Below are 19194 nucleotides of genomic sequence, written 5' to 3'. Positions count from 1 at the left end.
CGCGGCTACAGCTGCGATGTGCTGCCGCGGAGCTGTGGGCGTTCGGCCCGCCGCAGCTGTACTTTCAGGCCGAAGACGTCTTCAAACATTCCGCTTCCCTGCCTGATCGCGAGCTGCTCGACCGACAGGTCTTCGACATCGGGCGCCGTGATAATCAACCGCTGTTTATGGCGCGCGCACTGGATCGCGTGAATGCGCTGGCTGCGCGAGGCATCGAGGGCGATGGCGATGCGTAGAATGGCAGCCATCTTCAGCACGGCGACGCGACGATCCCGCTCGAGCGTGTTGAACCCGGGATGGGTCGATTTCGGAGTGGCCCGGCGGTGGTAGCGGGCGACGAGCCCCACGAGCAGCATGTCCTGCGACCCCAGTCCGAACAGGTCGCTGTTCGTGATGAGGTACATCGAATGCTTGTGCATGCTGGTATTGCTGACATACCGGCCGATCTCGTGAAGGGTCGCAGCAAGGCTGAGGATCAGCTCGTAGCGTGAATCGAGCTTGTGTTCGTCCTTGAGCGCCTGGAACAGCTGCCGCGAGAGCTGGGCGACATGCGATCCATGGTCTTCGTCGAAGCTGTACTTGCGTCCCAGTTCGATCGCGGAACGGAAGATCTGGCGACGGAAATCTTCGGTCCAGGTCCAGCCTTCGGCCATCTCGCGGAGCAGGCCGTCACGGAGGTTGGCGGAGGAGACGAGGATCTGCGACGCGCCGAGAGTGCGCGCGAGGTGCAGATAGGTCATCAGGGCCGGAGCGAGAGTTTCGGCGTCCGGGAACGGCAGGTGGAAACGGCGGACGATGGCATCGTCGGTCATCGGGGCGACGCGGTCGGTCAGCTTTGCCAGATCGTCCACGGAGATCGCGGCGAGCGTGCGGGGATCCCAATTGGAAACGAGCTGGCGGGCGGCGAAACGCAGGTCGCCGCCGAGGCCGATCACCCTGCGGTCACCGGGAGGGATCAGCTCCGGGATCTCCTCGAGCGACCGCTCGATTTCGGACTGCATGATCCCCTGCACCTTGTCCTGCGGGGCGCGGAAGCTCTCCATCGCCTGTCGCAAACGCAGCGAGCCGAGGCGGTAGGAATGGGAATAGGCGACGTTGCCCCGGTCCACGATCAGCAGTTCGGTATTGCCTCCGCCGACTTCGCAGATGATGGTCTGCGATTCGACGAGACTGCGTTCGCTGTGGAGCAGCGGCTGAATGCTGCGGAACGTGATGCGGTGGACTTCGGCTTCTTCGATCGGCTCGATCGTGAGGCCAGTGCTCATGTAAATGCGGTCGAGCAGCGCGAGCCGGTTCACGGCTTCCCGCACGGCGCTCGTGGCGACGACGCGGATCTGGTCGGGGCGGGTGATGCCGTATTCTTCGAGCTTCTGACGGTACGACCTGAGGACGCGGACGGTGTCTTCGATCGTGGCGCGAGAGATTTCGCTGCGCGAGAACGTGTCCTTTCCCAGCCGCACGCCCTGGGACAGGGTTTCGAGCGTCTGGACCTGGCCGGCGGAGTCGACTTCCGCGATCGCCATGCGGATGGCGGAGGTTCCGATATCGATGACGGCAATCGGGCGGTTGGGCGCGGGCGGGCCGCTCGTGCCCGGAGGCGCATTGACCGGAGATAAAGGTGTTTCCGCGGCAGCCATTCTCAAGCCGTCTCTTCCTGGTGTTGGTTCATGGTAGCAGCGGTTTGCGGGGGAGGCACCCGCCTTCTTCGCCACGCCGCAGGGCAAGGGAGCAAGGAGGGCGCGAGTGGATGTGTGGTGCGTACTTCTCGCCCCTATTCCCCCTCCCCCATGGGCCCCATGAATGGAAGTTGGCCGCAGTCGCGGACTTGCGATTCCGGCGGAATCTCAAGTCGCGAACGGGCGTGTCTGACAGGTTGAAAGTCATTGTGTGCATGCTCCCTGCACCTCTCCGTGGCGGGTTGCGCGGAAAGTCGGGCACATCGTTTGCGTTTTTCACGAGTGGTCCACGCCGGTCCCTCGTTTCCGGCCGTTTTCGGACGACGTCTGCGCCGAACTCCGCCTGCACGCGATCGGTCACCGTCCCTGGCGTCCGACCATCGTTCAACTCCCGGTTCTCACGGAATCGCTTCCCATGACTGTCCTCCACGAAACGAAGCCACTGTGGCTTGAAGAAGATCGTCCGCATTTCGGCAGGGTGCACAAGGACGCGGTGTATGACGCTGTCGTGGTCGGCGGCGGAATCACCGGGTTGACGGCGGCGTACCTGCTGAAACAGGCCGGGCAGAAGGTGGCCGTCGTCGAGAAGGGGCGGATCGCCGACGCCGAGACAGGACACACGTCGGCCCATCTGACGCAGGTGACCGATACGCGGCTGGCGGAACTGGTCGACCGATTCGGCGAGGAGAAGGCGCGGCTGGCGTGGGAAGGGGGAGCGGCGGCCATCAACCTGTTGGAGTCCATCATCGGGCGCGAACAGATCCGGTGTCACTTCCAGCGGGTCCCCGGATTCCTGACTTCGCCGATCACGCTCGACGCGACGACCGACGATGTGGAATCACTGGAACAGGAAGCGGAGCTGGCGCGGAATCTCGGTTTTGATGCGCTGTTCGTGTCCGCGACCCCGGTCTTCAACCGGCCGGCGATCCGGTTTGCGAACCAGGCGGTGTTTCATCCGCTGATGTACCTCGCCGAGCTGGCGAAGAGGATTCCCGGCGACGGCTGCGATCTCTTTGAAGAGAGTGAGATGAGCGAAGTCATCGACGAGCCTCTGGCAGCCGAGGTTGATGGATTCCGGCTGCAGTGCAGAAAACTGATCATCGCGACGCATGTGCCGCTGATGGGCAAGGCGGGGCTGGTGAGCGCGACGCTGATGCAGTCGAAGATCGCCGGCTATTCGAGCTACGTGATTGGCGGCGAGATTGAAAAGGGAGTGGTGCCGCATGCGGAGTTCTGGGATACGCAGGATCCCTACTACTACCTGCGTGTCGAGCCCCGGGAACAGACCGACTACGTGATCTTCGGCGGGCAGGATCACAAAACGGGACAGGAGACGGACACCGAGAGCTGCTATGCGCAGTTGGAGACGGTTCTCAAGGCGTACCTGCCGGGTATCGAAATCGACCATCGCTGGTCGGGACAGGTACTGGAGACGCCGGACGGCCTCCCTTACATCGGCGAGGAGGCCGAGAACCAGTTCATTGCGACGGGCTTTGCCGGCAACGGAATGACGTTCGGAACGCTGGCGGGGATGATGGCGTGCGACTACGTGCTGGGGCGCGACAACCCCTGGAGCGACCTGTTCAGCACGGATCGTCGGGCGCTGAGGAAGGGCTTGTGGAATTACCTGAAGGAGAACTTCAGTTTCCCGAAGCACCTGCTCGGAGATTACTTGTCTGCGCCCGACGGCGATTCGCTGGAGTCGGTGCCCAGGGGCGAAGGGAAGATCGTGAAGATGGACGGGCATCGCTGCGCGGTCCATCGTGACGCGGATGGCCGGGTGACCGTGCTCTCGGCGGTCTGCACCCACATGGGGTGCCTGGTGCGCTGGAACAAGGCGGCGGAGACGTGGGATTGTCCGTGCCACGGATCGCGATTCGCGACCGATGGGCATGTGATCGCCGGACCGGCCGAAACGCCGCTGGAGAAGAAACGGCCTGCATCCGGGGAGAGTTAAGACCCCAGATCCTGGGTGTGCTTTCGGATCGCGAGATCAGCCGGCGAACGCATCCCGCTCTCTGTCGATTCAGTGATTGAGTGCGAACTCGTTGGAGTTCAGCAGAGCCCAGAAGACATCCGCCAGCGCTTTCTTCGAATCCTGTTCCGGGCCGCCGGAATCGACGTACGCCTGAAATCGGCTGAGTTCGTCGGCGTGGGGCGGCCGGCTGAGGGCGGCCAGGAACAGCGCTTCAATCCGTTCGGGCGTGTTGAGGAACGGGGCTTCGATCACGGCGGTCAGCGACTGGCTGGCGGCGATGTCGGTGGCGGAGGCGACGAACGAGCCGTTCATCAGGGTCAACGCCTGAAGAATGGTGGACTGGCGTTCGACGGTCGACTCGCTGTCGTTGGTGAAGGTTTCCAGGAACTCCTGCCGCGCGGGGTCGTTGCTGAAGTTCAACGGCTGTTCGGGATCGAAGAAGGTGAAGCGTCCGGTCGCCTGGGCGAGACTGTCGAAAATCTGCTCGGGCGACATGGCGCGAACCGACATCCGCGCGAACGTGCGGGGGGCGTCCTGTGAGAGATCCGTCCGCCGGCTGGTGCGCTGGTACGTCTTGCTGAGGGCGATGGCCCGGGCGAGGAAACGTAGATCGTGCCTGTTCTCGACAAACGCTTTCGCCAGTTCATCGAGGACTTCCGGATGGCTGGGCGGATTGTTGGCTCCGAAGTCGTCGACCGGTTCGACGATCCCCTGGCCGAACATCTGGGCCCAGACGCGGTTGGCCGCGGCGCGGGCAAACCACGGGTTGTCGGAGGAGGTGATCCAGTCGGCGAGTTTCTCACGCGCGGATTGCTGGTCGGTCCATTCGGGCTGCGGGCCTCCGAGGTAAGTCGCGTTCACCACCTGTTCGGTGTCGGGAATCTTGAGCGAGTGTTTGTCGGGCGTGAGGGCGTTCTTGAGGGCTTCCGTGACGGGCCCTGCGGCTGGCTGTTGAAACTCGGAGAAGAAGGCGGCATAGCTCCAGAACTCGTCGCGCTTCCACTTGTCGAAGGGATGGTCGTGGCATTGGGCGCATTCGAGTCGGACACCGAGGAAGAGACGCGAAGTGGCGGCTCCCAGGTTTTCCGGCTTCGCCTGCTTGGCGCGGTAGAACGCTTCGGGGGTGGATGCGTCGGGCTGGTTGAACGCCTCCATCATGTTTCCCCCCTCCACCGGCAGGGTGAGAATCTCGCGGACGATTTCGGCGTAGTCGCGGTTCTCGGCGATGCGGGACCTGAGCCACGATTCGAAGGTGGGGACGGCGATGCGTTTGAGGATGTCGTCGGAATCGGCTTCGGGGAGCATCGCTTCCCGCCAGCGGTTCGTCGCGTGGACGATGTAGGTCGGAGAATCGAGCATCCGGTCGATCGCAGCGCGGCGTTTGGCCGGCGAAGCATCGGCCATGAAGTCGCGGACTTCAGACCCGGCGGGGATGCGGCCGCAGAGATCGAGAGAAGCCCGGCGGAGGAACTCGGCGTCTTCAGCGACCGGGGCGGGGGTGATGTTGTCTTTGGCCCATTGCGCTTCGATGAGGGCATCGATGCGGTCGGCGAGTCGCTGGGCGGCGTCCGACGGGGCGACTTCCGAAGATGCTTTGGCAGGAGCTTCGGCCGCGATGAGTGCGGGACCGGGATCAAAGAGCGACGCCTGCAGGGCGAGGAAGGCCGCGAGTGTTGAGTTGAGGAAGAGCCCGCATCGCCGAACGACCATCGCAGTGACCTCCGCAGAGCGCCGGGAACAGGCGGCGAAATCACCCGTCGAGGGGCGCCCGCCCGTCAGCTCTACAGGATATCCGCGCCGCTTGTACGAGGAAATGGGGGGGAGCGTTGGGAGGAAACCTGGAAAATCGGGGAGGACCGGATCGGCAGTGATGTTCGTTGGTGAGGCGATGACACATCTGGCCGTCACGCCGCTGGGAATCGTCCCAGGTTCCTGCCCCTCCATGGCGATCCGGCCCCACAGTGATCCGAACAGAGCCCCTGATACCCTGGCACGTTCGATTCCGCCCCGCGCGCAACCTCTCCCGGACTGGGAGAGAGTTCGTTCTTTCGCAATTGGAGACTGACGAGTGATCACCGGGCGAGTCGGAGGGCAAATGACCTCCAAAAACTCGTCACAGCTGTCACAGCTGTCACAGGTCACGAATCCCCAGGGGTTCAGACCAATTTCTGCTGTCACAGGTCTCCGTCACAGGTCGTCACACATCGCCCATCAGCCCGCCGCAAAGGGCCTTCAACAGGTGAGGCCGACAGGCCTCGCCCGCTTCGAGCCCCGCGACGTGAGGCGACGTCCAGAGAACCCGGCGCCGGACTTTGCGGTTCACCGACGCTGGCAGCGTCGGCAGCGAACTCCACAGGCGGGCAACGAGTTCAGGAATAGAGGCCGGTGATGGGGCGGCCGGTGGCGAGGGAGAAGGGGCGGCCGGTGAGATCGTGGAGTTCCTGGGAGTGGTCGATGCCGAGCGCCGCAAACATGGTGGCGGAGACGTCCCAGGGGCCGATGGGGTTGCTGCGAACAGCGGCGCCGTGTCGATCGGTCGCGCCGTACGTTGCTCCACGGGCCACGCCAGCGCCGGCCATCACGATCGAGTAGGCGGCGGCCCAATGTTTTCGGCCGGGAGTCGCTCCGGCAAAGCGCGGCTCGAGTGCGACGAGAGGGGCCCGGCCAAACTCCCCCATGCAGACGACGAGCGTCTGCTCGAGCAGCCCGCGCTGGTCGAGATCTTCGATCAGCGCCGAGAAGCCCTGATCGAAGCGCGGCAGCAGGCGGTTCTCAAGCGCATCGAAGATGTCGTTGTGGGTGTCCCACCCGTAGGCATCCGTGCGATCGGGCTGGGTGTCCTGTCCGCGATTGCTGGGAGACCAGATGACGTTGATCCATGGGACCTCCGCTTCCACGAGCCGGCGTGCCAGCAGGCAGGCCTGGCCGGACTGGTTACGACCGTATCGTTCGCGAACGGCGTCCGGTTCTCTCGAAAGGTCGAAGGCCCGCTGCGTCTGGGGCGAATCAAGCAGGCGATAGGCCTGGTCGTAGTGGCTATCGAGCCGATGCATCTCCGTGACGTTCCAGGGCGTCGCGGACTCTTCGACGGCGCGGAGGAGTGAGCGGCGCCGGGCGGAGCGAGTTGTGGAGAGATCCTCGAGCGGGTCGAGGCCTTCCAGCGGAACGGTTTCGCCGGAGACATCGCCAAGCATGAGCGGGGCGAATTTTGCTCCGAGACAGCCGGCGTTCTGGCCCGGGGCCGGGAGGATGGGGACGAGGGCGGGGGCGTTGATGTGGACGGCCGAATAAGGATGGCGCGGCGAGGGGCGGACCTTCTTCACTACGGCCCCGAAGGTGGGGAGGTCGAACGGCGCGGGGGGCGGGTTGGCGGAGCGGCGGGCGTGGTAGTGCCCGGTGAGCGTGAGGTATGTGGCCGATCCGTGGTCCGTGTCTTCGTGCGACATGCTGCGGACGACGGTGAGCCGGTCCGCGACGCGTGCGGTTAAAGGCAGGTGCTCGCAGAACTGCACTCCCGGGACGGCGGTGGAGATCGGCGAGAATGCCCCGCGGACTTCAACGGGCGCGGCCGGCTTGGGGTCCCACAGATCGAGCTGGCTTTGTCCGCCGCTCGCATAAATCATCAGGACGGATTTCGCCCGGCCGAAGCCGGGGAAGCTGGAGGGGGCCGCGGCGTTCAGGCCCGCCGGCGCTGCACCGATCGAAACTCGCAGGGCCGCGAGCGTTCCCGCAAGCCAATTGCGGCGCGAGAGCCGCGTGGAGGTTCGGACTCCGGAGTGATTCCTGGCCACAATGTGCTGGGTCGGTGAGAGTCATCGAAGACACGGAGCGAGCGTCGACATGATCCTACCGGCCCTGGACGCACGTCACGAGGCAATTTTCGTTCAGGGAGGTCTATCGCTTTCCTCGGGCGGCCTGAACTTTGACGCGGACGCGGGCCATGACGGCCTGGGCCTTCGATTCGCCGTCGCGGGCCGGACCGTGGTGCGCGGACTGCATTTCGGTGTTGAGCGACTGCACCGTCTTGCGGTGGACTTCGAACAGGTGCTGGACGGCGGCGAGGTTCTCGAGCGGCCGGCGGGGCGTGATGAACTGGCCGATGAGATCGTCGAAGCGGTTCCGCACTCCGGCGGCGCTCGTCGTGCCGATATCGTGAGCGCGGACGATGCGAGCGAGGATCGCTGCCCCGTCGCGGATCCAGCGGCGCGCTTCCTGCCAGTCGCGGTGATCCTGGGTGTCGGAGGCGTTGCGTTCGTCCGGGCTCATCTCGCGGTTGAACGCCAGCATCCGGCTGAGCGACGCATTGAGCTGGTTGCGGAGGATGAGGTTTTTGGATTCGAGGATCTGAATCGCATGCCAGTCGGACTCGATGGTGTGGTACATCGCCTCCGCGGCGTGTCCACAGGGCTGGCGCGCAGGAAGGCCAAACGCTCGCGCGGCGGGAGCGGGGCGGAGGGCCGGCGTTGATGAGAGCGGTGCGGCGAAAACCGTGGGTGGGGCGAGGTGGACTGTGGCCGAGGGATTGGCTCCCCGGGCTGGCGGCGAGAGGGGGAGATCGAGCTGCGGGTTGAGGCCCTGCATGGCGTCGAACGACTCGGCGCCGATGAAGCACATGCGGGTCAGCCGGCAGTCGATTTCGAGTGCATCGAGCAGCCTTCGGATGGTGAAGACGCCTGGAAAGGATTCGCAGGAGTGATACGAGATCTGGAAGATGATTCCACAGGCAGCGGCGGGCGGGCGAATCCAGGCCCAGATGGCTGCACCGGGGACATCAGGGAGACAGACGGCCTCCCAGGACGCAGACGGCGGACGGAGGAAGATGTCCATGACCCAGAGCAATCGGGGCCGACCCAGGACCTTCAACAACGTTCCATCAGCAATGACAACACAGTACCTGTGGGTTGCGAGTGCTGTCTATGGGTTGAATCGTATCGGGATTCGGTCTCAAGCGTTGACGACGCGGGCGAGCGCCTGGGCCACGACGGCGAGCATGATTCCGCAGGCGGTCATGAGAGCGAAGCCTCCGCCCCATGAGCCGGTCCACTCGGCGATTCCGCCGACGGCCACGGGGCCGCTGGCAGCAATGAGGTAGCCGAGTCCCTGGACGGCGGCGGAGATGTTGCGGTTTTCGTCGAGTCCGTTCGCGGCAGCCATGGCGAGCATGAAGATGACGGTGATTCCGCCGCCGGAGGCGAAGCCGCCGGTCATGCACCAGGCGGGCCAGAGTGCGGGAGCGAGCAGGAGTCCGAGAGTGGTGGCGAGCCAGGCGATGGCGATGACGAGGAGCAGCGTGGAGCGCGCGAAACGGCCGGTGGCGGAGAGCGCCGGCACTCCGAGAGTGCCGGCCAGGGCGAACAACTGGAAGAACGCCGTCGCGAGGCCGGCGCGAGTGGGGGACATGCGTGCCGCCTGCTGCAGGTATTCAGGAAGCCAGGCGGCGAGTCCGTAATAGATGAAGAGATGGGCTGCGAAGCCGGCGACGAGCAGCCAGACGACGGGACGGCGCAGGACGTGGGTGGCGCTGGCGACGGGGGGCGTGGCGTTCTGCAGGGCCGCGGTCGCCTGGGGATCGAGAACGCTCCTTGCGATCCGGCGACGAACGATGACCCGCCACCAGAGCACGAGAGCGGCAATGGCGAGGAGGCCCCAGGAGACGAGCGCCCAACGCCAGCCGATCGCTTTGGCCAGCGGCTCGGACAAGGCGGCGGTGAGCATGGGGCCGACGTTGAGTGCGGAGGTGTAGAGGCCCATGACGGCGGCGGCGCGGGCGGGGAAGTCGCGGGCGATGAGGACCAGACTGACGATATTGCCGATGGTGATCGACGCTCCGATCAGGAATGTTCCGGCCAGTGCCAGCGAGACGCCTCCAGCGGATCGGAGCATGATTCCCGCAAGGACACCGGACAGCGAGATCAGGATCGAGGTTTCGACGGACGTGCGGGCGATACAGCGCGAGGCGACGGGGGCGAGCAGCCCGAAACAGAGGACCGGAATGCTGGTGAGCAGGCCGGCCACCGTTTTGTTGATCTGCAGTTCCGCCTGAATCTCACCGACGATCGGGGCGACGGCTGTGAAGGGGGAGCGGAGGTTGAGAGCGAGGGCGATCAGAGCGATCAGAAGCAGGACGTCGCTCGACGTCCAGGCCGCAGGTTTCATTCGTGGAGCAATTCGCGGGAGCTGAACATGCGGAGAACAATAGCGGCGACACGGAAAACGCCAATGGGCAAATCGATCGAAGTGACCGATGTCGGGGCGGGCGCGAGGGAAGTGGGGCCGTCCGACCGCGTGCCTGACCGGGGCCGGTCGCGGGATTGATCAGGGGCTGACGTCCCCCGCTCGAGCTGACCTGGTTGGTGGAGAATCGGTCTCAGGCGTTCCCGGGGCGCTATGATGGGAGGGAGGACAGGGAACGACGGTCGGCTCAGCACAAGGTGGCCAGTTGTCAGACACGTTCGAGACTTCGGATGCGCTTCGTGGGCGTCTCTTCCGGCATGTCGACATGCTGGCGGGGGTGATCGGGCCCCGGCCGCCGGTGAAGCCCGAGGCACTGCACGCGGCGTCGGCCTACATCGAGCGCGAACTGTCGGCCGCTGGGGATGCCGTCGCCCGCGAGGAATACGAGGCGCTGGGGGCGCCGGTGTGGAACCTGATCGTCGAGCGGAAGGGGACGAAGCGGCCGGACGAGATCGTGATCGTGGCGGCGCATTACGACAGTCTCTTGTGCACGCCCGGGGCGGACGACAATGCATCGGCCGTCGCGATGTTGATTGAGGTGGCGCGGGCGCTGGCCGGTCGGACATGCCAGAGGACGTTGCGTTTCATTGCCCTGACGTGCGAAGAGCCGCCCTATTTCAACCTGAACTCGATGGGGAGCCAGATTCACGCGCGGAGGTGTCGACAGCGGGAGGAGAAGATTCACGCGATGCTGTCGCTGGAGATGGTCGGGTTCTACAGCGACGCGCCGGGGAGCCAGTCGATTCCGCCGGGCATTCCGAAGGGGCTGCGGTGGCTGTTTCCGAAGCGGGCGAACTTCCTGGCGGCCGTCGGGAACCCGAAATCGGCCGGGCTGCTCTGGCCGTTTCGGCGGGGGTTCAAGCGAGGCTCGAAGATGCCACTGTTTACTGTGGCGCTGCCGGAATCGATCCAGGAGATCCGCCGTTCGGACAACAGTTCGTTCTGGGATCAGGGTTACCGGGCGCTGATGATTACCGACACGAGTTTCCTGCGGAACCCGAATTACCACGAAGCGAGCGATACGCCGGAGACGCTGGACTACGAGCGGCTGACGGAGGCGACGAAGGGAGTGACGGAAGCGGTGGCGGGGCTGGCGGGTGTTTGATCGAAGAGGTCGCAGGCTCGAGACTCGGCCTGCGGCGCTTCGACGTCCGCTGTCATGGCGAGGGTGAGAGCCTGCGAAGCTGGCTGATCAGGCTTTTCATCAGCTTTGACTGGTAGCGGTCGGGGTTCCAGCACATGGCGATCGTTCGTTTCGGGCGGACGCCATCAAGGGAGCGGTAGATGCGCCTGGGGTCGGCGTCGCGACGCCGGGCCATCTCGGGGATCAGCGACACCCCGTGCCCGAGGGCGACGAGTTCCTGCACGGTGGCGAGCTGGGTGGTTCGGCCGGTTGTGACAGGCTGGAACCGCTTCCGCAGGCAGAACGAGCGGATGTCGCCGGAGAGGCAGTGGGCCTCATCGAGGAGGACGAAAGGTTCTTCCTGGAGGTCTTCGAGCCGGGCCTTTCGCGCCGTGGCCAGGGGATGGCTCGCCTGGACGACAAGGAGCAGTTCCTCGTCGTAGAGCCGTTCGAGATGGAGATAGCGACGTTCGGCGGGGAGCGCGAGCAGGCCGAGGTCGATTTCGCCGTTGGCACAGCGTTGCAGGAGGCTGGCGGTGACTTCCTCGTGGACTTCGACCTGGGCCCGGGGACAGGCGTCGCGGAATGCGCAAAGAACCTCGGGGAGCAGATAGGGGGCGATGGTAGGGATCGCGCCGATGACGATTTTCCCCGTCTCGCCGTCGTCCGTGACGATCCTTCGCGCGTCGTCGGCGAGGGCGACGATCTGCTCCGCGTGGCGTCGGAGTTTGTCGCCGGCTTCGGTCAGCGTGACGCGGCGTCCCTGGCGCTCGAACAGGCTGCGTCCGAGCTCGGTTTCGAGCTTGCCGACCTGCTGGCTGATGGCGGGCTGGGTGACTCCGAGATCGCGGGCGGCTTGAGAGAAGCTGCCCCGTTCAGCGATTTTGAGGATGGCCCGAAGAGACGGCAGGTCCATTAGCAGTGCTTATTGAAAGTATAACGTGATGCCCTGTTGAATTATGGGTGGGTGGGCCTAAGATGTCCACGATTGAAGCTTGCGAAAGGGAGACGCCGGTTGGCTCGCCTGGCGTCACGTCGACGCAGGGCTTTCTGGACGCTCGATGCAGGCACGACGCCTGTGCACCCTGATCTTCGAAACGCCCCCCGGACGGCCTGTTGGCCGGACACCAAGTAACGACCTGGAGAGAATCTGATGCTGAATGTGGGACAGAAGTTTCCGACCTTTTCCGCAAAGGCTTGTGTTGGCAGCAACGACAAGTCGCTGACCACGGTGTCCAACGAGAAGTCGACCGGCCGCTGGACGGTGTACTTCTTCTATCCCAAGGATTTCACGTTCATCTGCCCGACGGAGCTGGTGGAGTTCAATCGCCGGCTGGCGGACTTCAATGACCGCGACTGCGACGTGGTCGGCGGGAGCACGGACAACGAGTACTCGCACCTCGCGTGGTGCAAGTCGCACGACGACCTGAAGGGTCTGAAGTACCCGCTCATCGGCGCGCAGCGGCTGGCGTTCGACCTGGGGATCGTTGACCCGGTGGAAAACGTCTGCCTGCGTTCGACGTTCCTGGTGGATCCGAACGGCGTGATCCAGTGGGCCGCATCATATCCGCTGAGTGTCGGCCGGAGCGTCGACGAAGTGCTGCGGGTGCTGGACGCGGTGCAGTCGGACGAGCTGTGCCCGTGCAACTGGAAGAAGGGCGAAGCCACGATCAAGGTGGCGTAAGGCGCTGGTGGTTGGTGATGCGGTTTGATGGCCGGTGTTGGGATTGCACTGGCAGAGCCAGTGCCACCCGGCGTCATGTTCCGCCCGGTGTCATGATGTCGACCCCGGTCGCCCCAGGGGGCCGGGGTTTTTTCGTGGACACGCGGCCGCGCAGGGGGCGGCCGGTCCGCGATCGCACGGCTCACAGAGCCGTAGCACCCACTTTTCCGCAACGAATGAAACCATGCCGACTCTCGACGAACTCAAAAGCCTGCTGAACGACGATACCAAGGACCTGCGGCTGAACCTGGGGAGCGTGCTCGATTCGGGCGACCTCGAGCCGCAGGAGCGTTATGCGATCGCGCTGTGCAGCGCTGTGTTCCTGAAGGAAACGGAACTGGCCGAAGCGCTGATCCAGCAGGCCGGCACGACTCTCTCGCCCGAGGCGATCGCGGATGCGAAGGGGGCGGCCGCCATCATGGGGATGAACACGGTGTTTTACCGGTTCCGCCACATGATCGGGAAAGAGAGTTATACACAGCGGCCGGCGGGTCTGCGGATGTCGCGGATGTCGAAGCCGGCGGTGAGCAAGAAGCTGTTCGAGATGTGTTCGATGGCGTGCGCGGTCCTGGCCGGGTGCGAGATGTGCATCCGGGCGCATGAGAACAGCCTGTTGCATGAAGACGTGACCGAAGACCGGGTGCAGCAGGTGGTGCGGATCGCGGCGGTGGTGCAGGGGTTTGTGGTCGCGGTGGCGGCGGCCCGGGTCGGCGCGTAAGCGCGGGTTCGGGAGTGGGTGCCGGCCCTCGGGACTCGGTATGATGGTGGGGCCGGCGGTGGTGGCCGGGACCCGGATCGTCATGCGAGCATTGGTTCGATGATCGGCGTTCGTTTTCTGGCAGTTCTTCTTCTCGTTGGCGGTGTGACGCCGGTGGATGGGGCGTTGCCGCCTGCGTGGAGGAAGCCTTCGGCCGCAGTGCTGCTGGAGGGGGGAACCCGGCTGGCGGTTGCCAACGAGGGGACGGGCTCGCTGTCGCTGGTCGCGCTGAAGTCGGCCGGCGACGACGCGGGGGCGGGCGATTCTCGCGTCGTGGAACAGGCGGTCGGGCGTTCATTGACGGATCTCGCGGCCATTCCTTCGACGGGCTGGCTGCTGGCGACGGACGCGGGGACGCACGAACTCCGCGGATTGAAAGTTGATGGCGACGCAGTCGTGACCTTGGGGACGGCGCCGGTCGCGAAGCATCCGGTCAGCGTCTGCGTGAGCCATGATGGCCGGTTGGCGAGCGTGGCGTCATTGTGGTCGCGGTGTGTCACGCTGGTGGAGCTCGATCTGACACCGGCGGGCCCGGAGCTGCGGCCCGTGGCCGTGCTGCCGCTGGAGTTCAACCCGCGGCTGCAGCTTGTGCTGGATGACCGGCGTGTGCTGGTGGTGGACGCCTTCGGTGGACGGCTGGCGCTGATTGACCTGGCGGAGCGCACCGTTAAGCCGCTGCGCTCCCTTCACGGTGGCAATGTGCGAGGGGTCGCGTTGTCGCGCGACAAAGAGCACGTTGTTTTTGCGCATTCGATCCAGAATCCCCTCGCGCACACCGACTTCAACGACATCCATTGGGGGATGCTGACCAACAACGTGCTGCGCGAGATTCCGCTCGCCGGCCTGATCGATCCGTCGTCCGCGGAGCGCGAGACGCCGGTGCGGCAGGTGGGGCAGCCGGGATTCGGCGCGGCGGACCTGGCGGGACTGGCCCAACTGCGCAATGGCAATTGGGCCGTGCTTTCGTCCGGGACGGGGGACCTTTCGATCCTGACGACTCCGGCGGGAATCTCGGCGCGGATCAGCGTCGGCGCGCGGCCGCTTTCGCTGGTGCTGGATGATCGGGGAACGGTTTTCGTCGTGAACCAGTTGTCCGATTCGATCTCGGTCGTCGACCCGGCGGGCGGCGCGGTGGTCGAGACGATATCCCTCGGTCCGATGCCGGAGCCGACGCCTGCTTCGCGTGGGGAGCGGCTGTTCTTCAGTGCGAAGCTGTCGCACGACCAGTGGCTGAGCTGCCATTCATGCCACGTCGACGGGCATACGACGAATGGGCTGGCGGATACGCACAGCGACGGGACATTCGGGACGCCCAAGAAGATCCTGTCACTGCTGGGAACGCGGGATGCCAATCCTTGGGGATGGAACGGCGCCTTCCGCGAGTTGCATGAACAGGTGGAGAGTTCGATCACGTCGTCCATGCAGGGGCCACAGCCGACCTTGGAGGAGGTTTCGGATCTGACCGCTTACCTGCACACGCTGCGGGCGGCGCCCCCCGTGCTGGACCCGGTGGGGGAAGAGCAGGTGGAGTCTGTGGCGGCTGGACGGCAGGTGTTCGAGCGCGAGGGCTGCGCGAAATGCCACGTTCCTTCGCTGACGTTCACGACGGATGCGGTTTTTGACGTGGGGCTGACGGACGAGGAAGGGTTGTCGAAGTTCAATCCGCCCTCGCTGCGGGGCGTGAGCCAGCGGTCGACATTTCTGCATGACGGCCGGGCAAAATCGCTCCGATCGGTGTTCGAAGACCATTCGCACCAGATCCCGGGAGGACTCGGGCCTCAGGACTTGAACCGGCTGTTAGAATATCTACGGTCGATCTGACGGAACGTTTCTGCGGACGGCCGAGCAGTCGAGAGCCGAATTCCCTGTTTCCCCACGGCGGCAGCGCCGTGGCCACATCCCATGCCAATTTACGTCTACGAAATTGTTCAGGCTGATGGGTCCGAGGGGCCTCGCTTCGAGATTGCGCAGGGGATGAAGGAGAAGCCGCTGACGGCGCATCCGGAGACGGGAGAGCCGGTGCGGCGGGTGATTGTCCCGGTGGCGATCGGCGGATCGTGGACCGAGGGCTCGATGAACCGGGCGATGAAGGACGACAAGAAGCTGGACAAGCTCGGCTTCACGAAATACGTGAAGGCGGGGGACGGCATCTACGAGAAGCGGGCGGGCAAGGGGCCGAAGATTATTGATAAGAACAACCGGATCAAGCCGAGCGATCTGAAGCATCTGGATTAGTTCCGTTGCGATTCCGCGGTTCTCTGATTGCCGCGTCCTGTTTGAACTCGCACGACTCATAGAGCCGTCGCACACGGAACACTTGCCGCCATGGGTTATCGTTCGCTTCGGGAATGTGTCACGGACCTGGAGCGGGCCGGGCAGTTAAGGCGGGTCTCGGTCGAGATCGATCCGTATCTCGAGGCGGCGCTGATTCAGCGGCGGGTGTATGAAAAGGGTGGGCCGGCGATCCTGTTCGAGCGGCTGAAGGGGTGCAGGTTTCCGGCGGTCAGCAACCTGTTCGGGACGCTGGAGCGGACGCAGTTCATGTTCCGCGACACGCTGGACAATGTTCGGCGGCTGGTGGAGCTGAAGGTTGATCCGGGGAATGCGGCGAAGAGGCCATTTCGGTATGTGAAGGCGGTGCCGACGGCCTGGGCGATGCGGCCGAAGTATGTGTCGAACGGGCCGGTGTGTGAGAACCGGACGACGATCTCGGAGCTGCCGCCAATTGTGAGTGCGCCGGCCGATGGCGGGCCATTCATTACGTTGCCGATTGTCTACAGCGAGGATGTGCGGTCACCGGGGTGGATGAAATCGAACCTGGGGATGTACCGGGTGCAGCTGTCGGGGAACTCGTACGCGAAGGATGAGGAAGTCGGGCTGCACTACCAGATTCATCGCAGCATTGGGGTTCACCATGCGGCGGCGATTGCAGCGGGCAAGCCGTTTCGGGTTTCGATCGCGGTCGGTGGACCACCGGCGTTGACGTTGTCCGCGGTGATGCCGTTGCCGGAGGGGCTTTCGGAATTGACGTTCGCGGGGGCCCTGGGGGGGCGGCGCGTGCGACTCGTTCGCGACGTGTCTTGTCGCGGTTTCAAGGATCGACGCAGCGCCGGGTATCAGCCGATGGCCGGCCTCGCCGATGCGGACTTCTTGATCACGGGAACCGTCGATCCGGACCGTCAGCTGCCGGAAGGCCCGTTTGGAGATCACCTGGGTTATTACAGCCTCGCGCATGATTTCCCGGTTCTGAAGGTCGAGGAGGTTCTGCACCGTAAGGACGCGATCTGGCCGTTCACGGTCGTTGGCCGGCCGCCGCAGGAGGACACGAGCTTTGGGGCGATCATTCATGAGATCACGGGGCCGGTGATTCCTACGGTGCTGCCGGGAGTGAAGGCCGTGCATGCAGTGGATGAGGCGGGGGTGCATCCGCTGCTGCTGGCGATCGGGTCGGAGCGGTATGTGCCGTATGCGAAGGAGCGCGAGCCGCTGGAGATCCTGACGCAGGCAAATGCGATCCTGGGTCAGGGGCAGCTGTCGCTGGCGAAGTACCTGTTCATCGCGGCCGAGCAGGATGATCCGCGGCTGGATCTGCATGACATCGGTGTGTTCCTCAAGCATGTGCTGGAGCGGGTCGACTGGCGGCGCGACCTGCATTTCCAGACGAAGACGACGATCGACACGCTCGACTACAGCGGATCGGGACTCAACAGCGGATCGAAGCTGGTCGTCGCGGCGGCGGGGTCAAAGCGGCGGTCGCTGCTGGGGGAGGTCCCATCCAACACGCAGTTGCCGGACGGGTTCTCGGAGCCGCAAGTTGTGATGCCGGGGGTGTTGTGCGTGCAGGCGCCGCGACATGCGGGCGTATCGGAGTCGATCGAGGAGCGGCTGCAGCGGCCGGCGGAGTCACCGCGGAAGTCGGATGGCGAGCTGCGGCGGTTCTGCGACTTCATGGGGCACGTGCGATCGCTGGATGGGTTTCCACTGATCGTGCTCTGCGACGACAGCCGGTTTGCGAGTGAGTCGTTGAAGAACTGGCTGTGGGTGACCTTTACGCGATCGAACCCGGCGGCGGATGTGGACGGGGTGGATGCGTTCGTGGAGGAGAAGCACTTCGGGTGTCGGGGGCCACTGGTGATTGATGCCCGGATCAAGCCGCATCATGCGCCGCCGATCGTGGATGATCCGAAGGTGGTGAAGCGCGTGGAGGAACTGGGGGCGAAGGGAGGCCCGCTGCACGGATTGATCTAGGCCGCCCGCGACCGGACATTCAACCTGCTCTCCGCGCTGGCGAAAACGTCCCGGCTCGATGTCAGGATCTCGATTCGGCACACGACGCAACCACCTTCCCAAAGGAAGGTTAGGGCCCAATGCCCCTTCAGCCATGCGAAGATTCTTCACGATGCGCAACCCCTCACGTCAGGGTAGAGAGTCCGTTCTTTGGCAATGCAAACAAGGGTGATCAGCCCCGCGAGAGGGGGTGAAAAAAGACTCCACTGCTCGTCACACATGTCACACGTGTCACAGGTCCAGAACTCCAATGTTTCAGGCGGTTTGTCGCTGTCACAGGTCGTCACAGTTCGTCACAGGTCTACTCCCGGGGGCCGGCCTCCGCGACAGCGAATGTCCACGCCCCCTCGGCCATTCTCATGGCTCCTGTGCAGGCGATAGAACGATCCTCGATTCGCATTCGTCCATTCATCGGCTGCGGAACCCGGAATACCAGCTTTGAAGATGTCCAGGTCCCGATCGGTTCCTTCATCGCGGCGAGGGGGGCCCGCCCGCGAGTCGAGGCGGCTTAACGGACAGCATTCGGGAAGAAACGGCGGAACTCATGCAGTGCAGCAATCGAACGCGACAAGCGCGGCGTCTCATTCGGGCGACCGTACTCGGCGTTGTGGCGACCGTTGGCCTTGTTGTTCGGGCGGCCGAGCCGGCGAAGGCCGTGGTGATTTCCGGCGATGCCGGGATGTATCCGGTGGCGCGGTGGAAGGCTGACTGGCCTGGCTGCGAGTATGAGGATGGCGTGAAAGAGGGACGTGTTTCAGTGGTTCGGCGCGAGGCCGGGAATGCTTTGCGGATTACGTGCAAAGCGGGCGCAATCGGGCCTGCCGACGGCGGGGCCGGCTGGAGGTACCCGTACGGCCGCTCGGATGACCTGACGATCTCTTACACCGTGTGTTTCGATCCCGACTTCGAGTTCGTCAAAGGGGGAAAGCTTCCAGGGATTTCCGGGGGGCCTGAGTCCGTGACCGGCGGCCGGCCCGCCGATGGAATGAACGGGTTCTCTGCGCGGCTGATGTGGCGGAAGGACGGTCGCGGCGAGGCCTACGTTTATCACATGCACCAGCCGGGGAAGTACGGAGAGAGCTTTCCGTTCCCGAGTGATTTCCGGTTTGTGCGGGGCGAACCGACGCAGGTGAGGATTCAGACGCGGATGAATCGGCCAGGCCAGCGTGATGGCGCGCTGCTGGTCTGGATTCAGCAGAAGGGCACGGCAGAGCAGCTGGTGGTCGAGCGTCGTGACATGGAATGGCGTCGCGAGGAGACGTTCGGTGCGGACAGCGTCCAGTTCGAAGTGTTCCACGGCGGGGGAGACGCTTCGTGGGCGCCGAAGACGGACAGCCATCTGGAGATCGGCCAGATCCGGGTAGATCGGCGTTGATCGAGGGGGCGCCACGAGGTGCTGGAAAGGGCGCTCCAGAA

Annotated in this window: 14 protein-coding genes; 8 read left to right on the top strand and 6 right to left on the bottom strand. The window is 64.5% G+C overall.

Going from position 1 to position 19194, the window contains the following annotated elements:
• Window positions 1-5: 5 nt before the first annotated feature.
• Window positions 6-1637 carry a Ppx/GppA phosphatase family protein gene (locus Pan44_RS08995; RefSeq protein WP_145029335.1) on the bottom strand — a complete coding sequence of 544 codons (1632 nt, stop codon included), beginning with the start codon at window positions 1635-1637 and terminating at the stop codon, window positions 6-8.
• Window positions 1638-2091: 454 nt separating this feature from the next.
• Between Pan44_RS08995 and Pan44_RS08990 the strand changes: the two genes are divergently transcribed.
• Window positions 2092-3633, top strand: coding sequence for an FAD-dependent oxidoreductase (locus tag Pan44_RS08990; protein WP_145029333.1), 1542 nt, complete (start codon window positions 2092-2094; stop codon window positions 3631-3633).
• A 69-nt stretch (window positions 3634-3702) separates the two neighbouring features.
• On the opposite strand, the gene Pan44_RS08985 is transcribed toward Pan44_RS08990, so the two are convergent.
• The 4 genes from Pan44_RS08985 to Pan44_RS08970 form a co-directional block, all read right to left on the bottom strand.
• The gene (locus Pan44_RS08985) at window positions 3703-5364 is read right to left on the bottom strand and encodes a DUF1549 and DUF1553 domain-containing protein (protein WP_197453963.1); all 1662 of its coding nucleotides are present in this window, start codon (window positions 5362-5364) and stop codon (window positions 3703-3705) included.
• A gap of 659 nt (window positions 5365-6023) precedes the next feature.
• Window positions 6024-7445 carry a DUF1501 domain-containing protein gene (locus Pan44_RS08980; protein WP_231754261.1) on the bottom strand — a complete coding sequence of 474 codons (1422 nt, stop codon included), beginning with the start codon at window positions 7443-7445 and terminating at the stop codon, window positions 6024-6026.
• A 103-nt stretch (window positions 7446-7548) separates the two neighbouring features.
• Window positions 7549-8481, bottom strand: coding sequence for a hypothetical protein (locus Pan44_RS08975; protein WP_145029327.1), 933 nt, complete (start codon window positions 8479-8481; stop codon window positions 7549-7551).
• 117 nt (window positions 8482-8598) lie between these two features.
• Window positions 8599-9810 (bottom strand): MFS transporter, encoded by a 1212-nt coding sequence (locus tag Pan44_RS08970; RefSeq protein WP_145029325.1) that lies wholly within the window; start codon window positions 9808-9810, stop codon window positions 8599-8601.
• Window positions 9811-10093: 283 nt separating this feature from the next.
• On the opposite strand from Pan44_RS08970, the gene Pan44_RS08965 reads away from it, so the two are divergent.
• Window positions 10094-10993: a M28 family peptidase gene (locus Pan44_RS08965; RefSeq protein WP_197453962.1), complete on the top strand. Its 900-nt coding sequence runs from the start codon at window positions 10094-10096 to the stop codon at window positions 10991-10993.
• Window positions 10994-11045: 52 nt separating this feature from the next.
• Here the strand turns inward: Pan44_RS08965 and Pan44_RS08960 are convergent, their stop codons facing one another.
• Window positions 11046-11927: a LysR family transcriptional regulator gene (locus Pan44_RS08960; RefSeq protein ID WP_145029323.1), complete on the bottom strand. Its 882-nt coding sequence runs from the start codon at window positions 11925-11927 to the stop codon at window positions 11046-11048.
• A gap of 237 nt (window positions 11928-12164) precedes the next feature.
• On the opposite strand from Pan44_RS08960, the gene Pan44_RS08955 reads away from it, so the two are divergent.
• The 6 genes from Pan44_RS08955 to Pan44_RS08930 all read left to right on the top strand — a co-directional run bounded on the left by Pan44_RS08955 (window position 12165) and on the right by Pan44_RS08930 (window position 19153).
• Window positions 12165-12695: a peroxiredoxin gene (locus tag Pan44_RS08955; protein WP_145029321.1), complete on the top strand. Its 531-nt coding sequence runs from the start codon at window positions 12165-12167 to the stop codon at window positions 12693-12695.
• A gap of 223 nt (window positions 12696-12918) precedes the next feature.
• Entirely contained in the window at window positions 12919-13452 is a 534-nt protein-coding gene (locus Pan44_RS08950; protein WP_145029319.1) for a carboxymuconolactone decarboxylase family protein, read from the top strand.
• A gap of 99 nt (window positions 13453-13551) precedes the next feature.
• Entirely contained in the window at window positions 13552-15312 is a 1761-nt protein-coding gene (locus Pan44_RS08945) for a cytochrome c peroxidase (protein ID WP_145029317.1), read from the top strand.
• 81 nt (window positions 15313-15393) lie between these two features.
• Window positions 15394-15726 carry an FmdB family zinc ribbon protein gene (locus tag Pan44_RS08940; protein ID WP_145029315.1) on the top strand — a complete coding sequence of 111 codons (333 nt, stop codon included), beginning with the start codon at window positions 15394-15396 and terminating at the stop codon, window positions 15724-15726.
• A gap of 90 nt (window positions 15727-15816) precedes the next feature.
• Window positions 15817-17739 carry a UbiD family decarboxylase gene (locus Pan44_RS08935; RefSeq protein ID WP_145029314.1) on the top strand — a complete coding sequence of 641 codons (1923 nt, stop codon included), beginning with the start codon at window positions 15817-15819 and terminating at the stop codon, window positions 17737-17739.
• 646 nt (window positions 17740-18385) lie between these two features.
• Entirely contained in the window at window positions 18386-19153 is a 768-nt protein-coding gene (locus tag Pan44_RS08930; RefSeq protein WP_145029313.1) for a polysaccharide lyase, read from the top strand.
• Window positions 19154-19194 lie beyond the last annotated feature (41 nt).

Origin of the sequence: Caulifigura coniformis (genome assembly GCF_007745175.1) — a bacterium.
Classification (GTDB): Bacteria; Planctomycetota; Planctomycetia; order Planctomycetales; family Planctomycetaceae; genus Caulifigura; species Caulifigura coniformis.
Note: the sequence above shows the minus strand (reverse complement) of the source record. Positions and strands in the feature narration are given on the sequence as shown.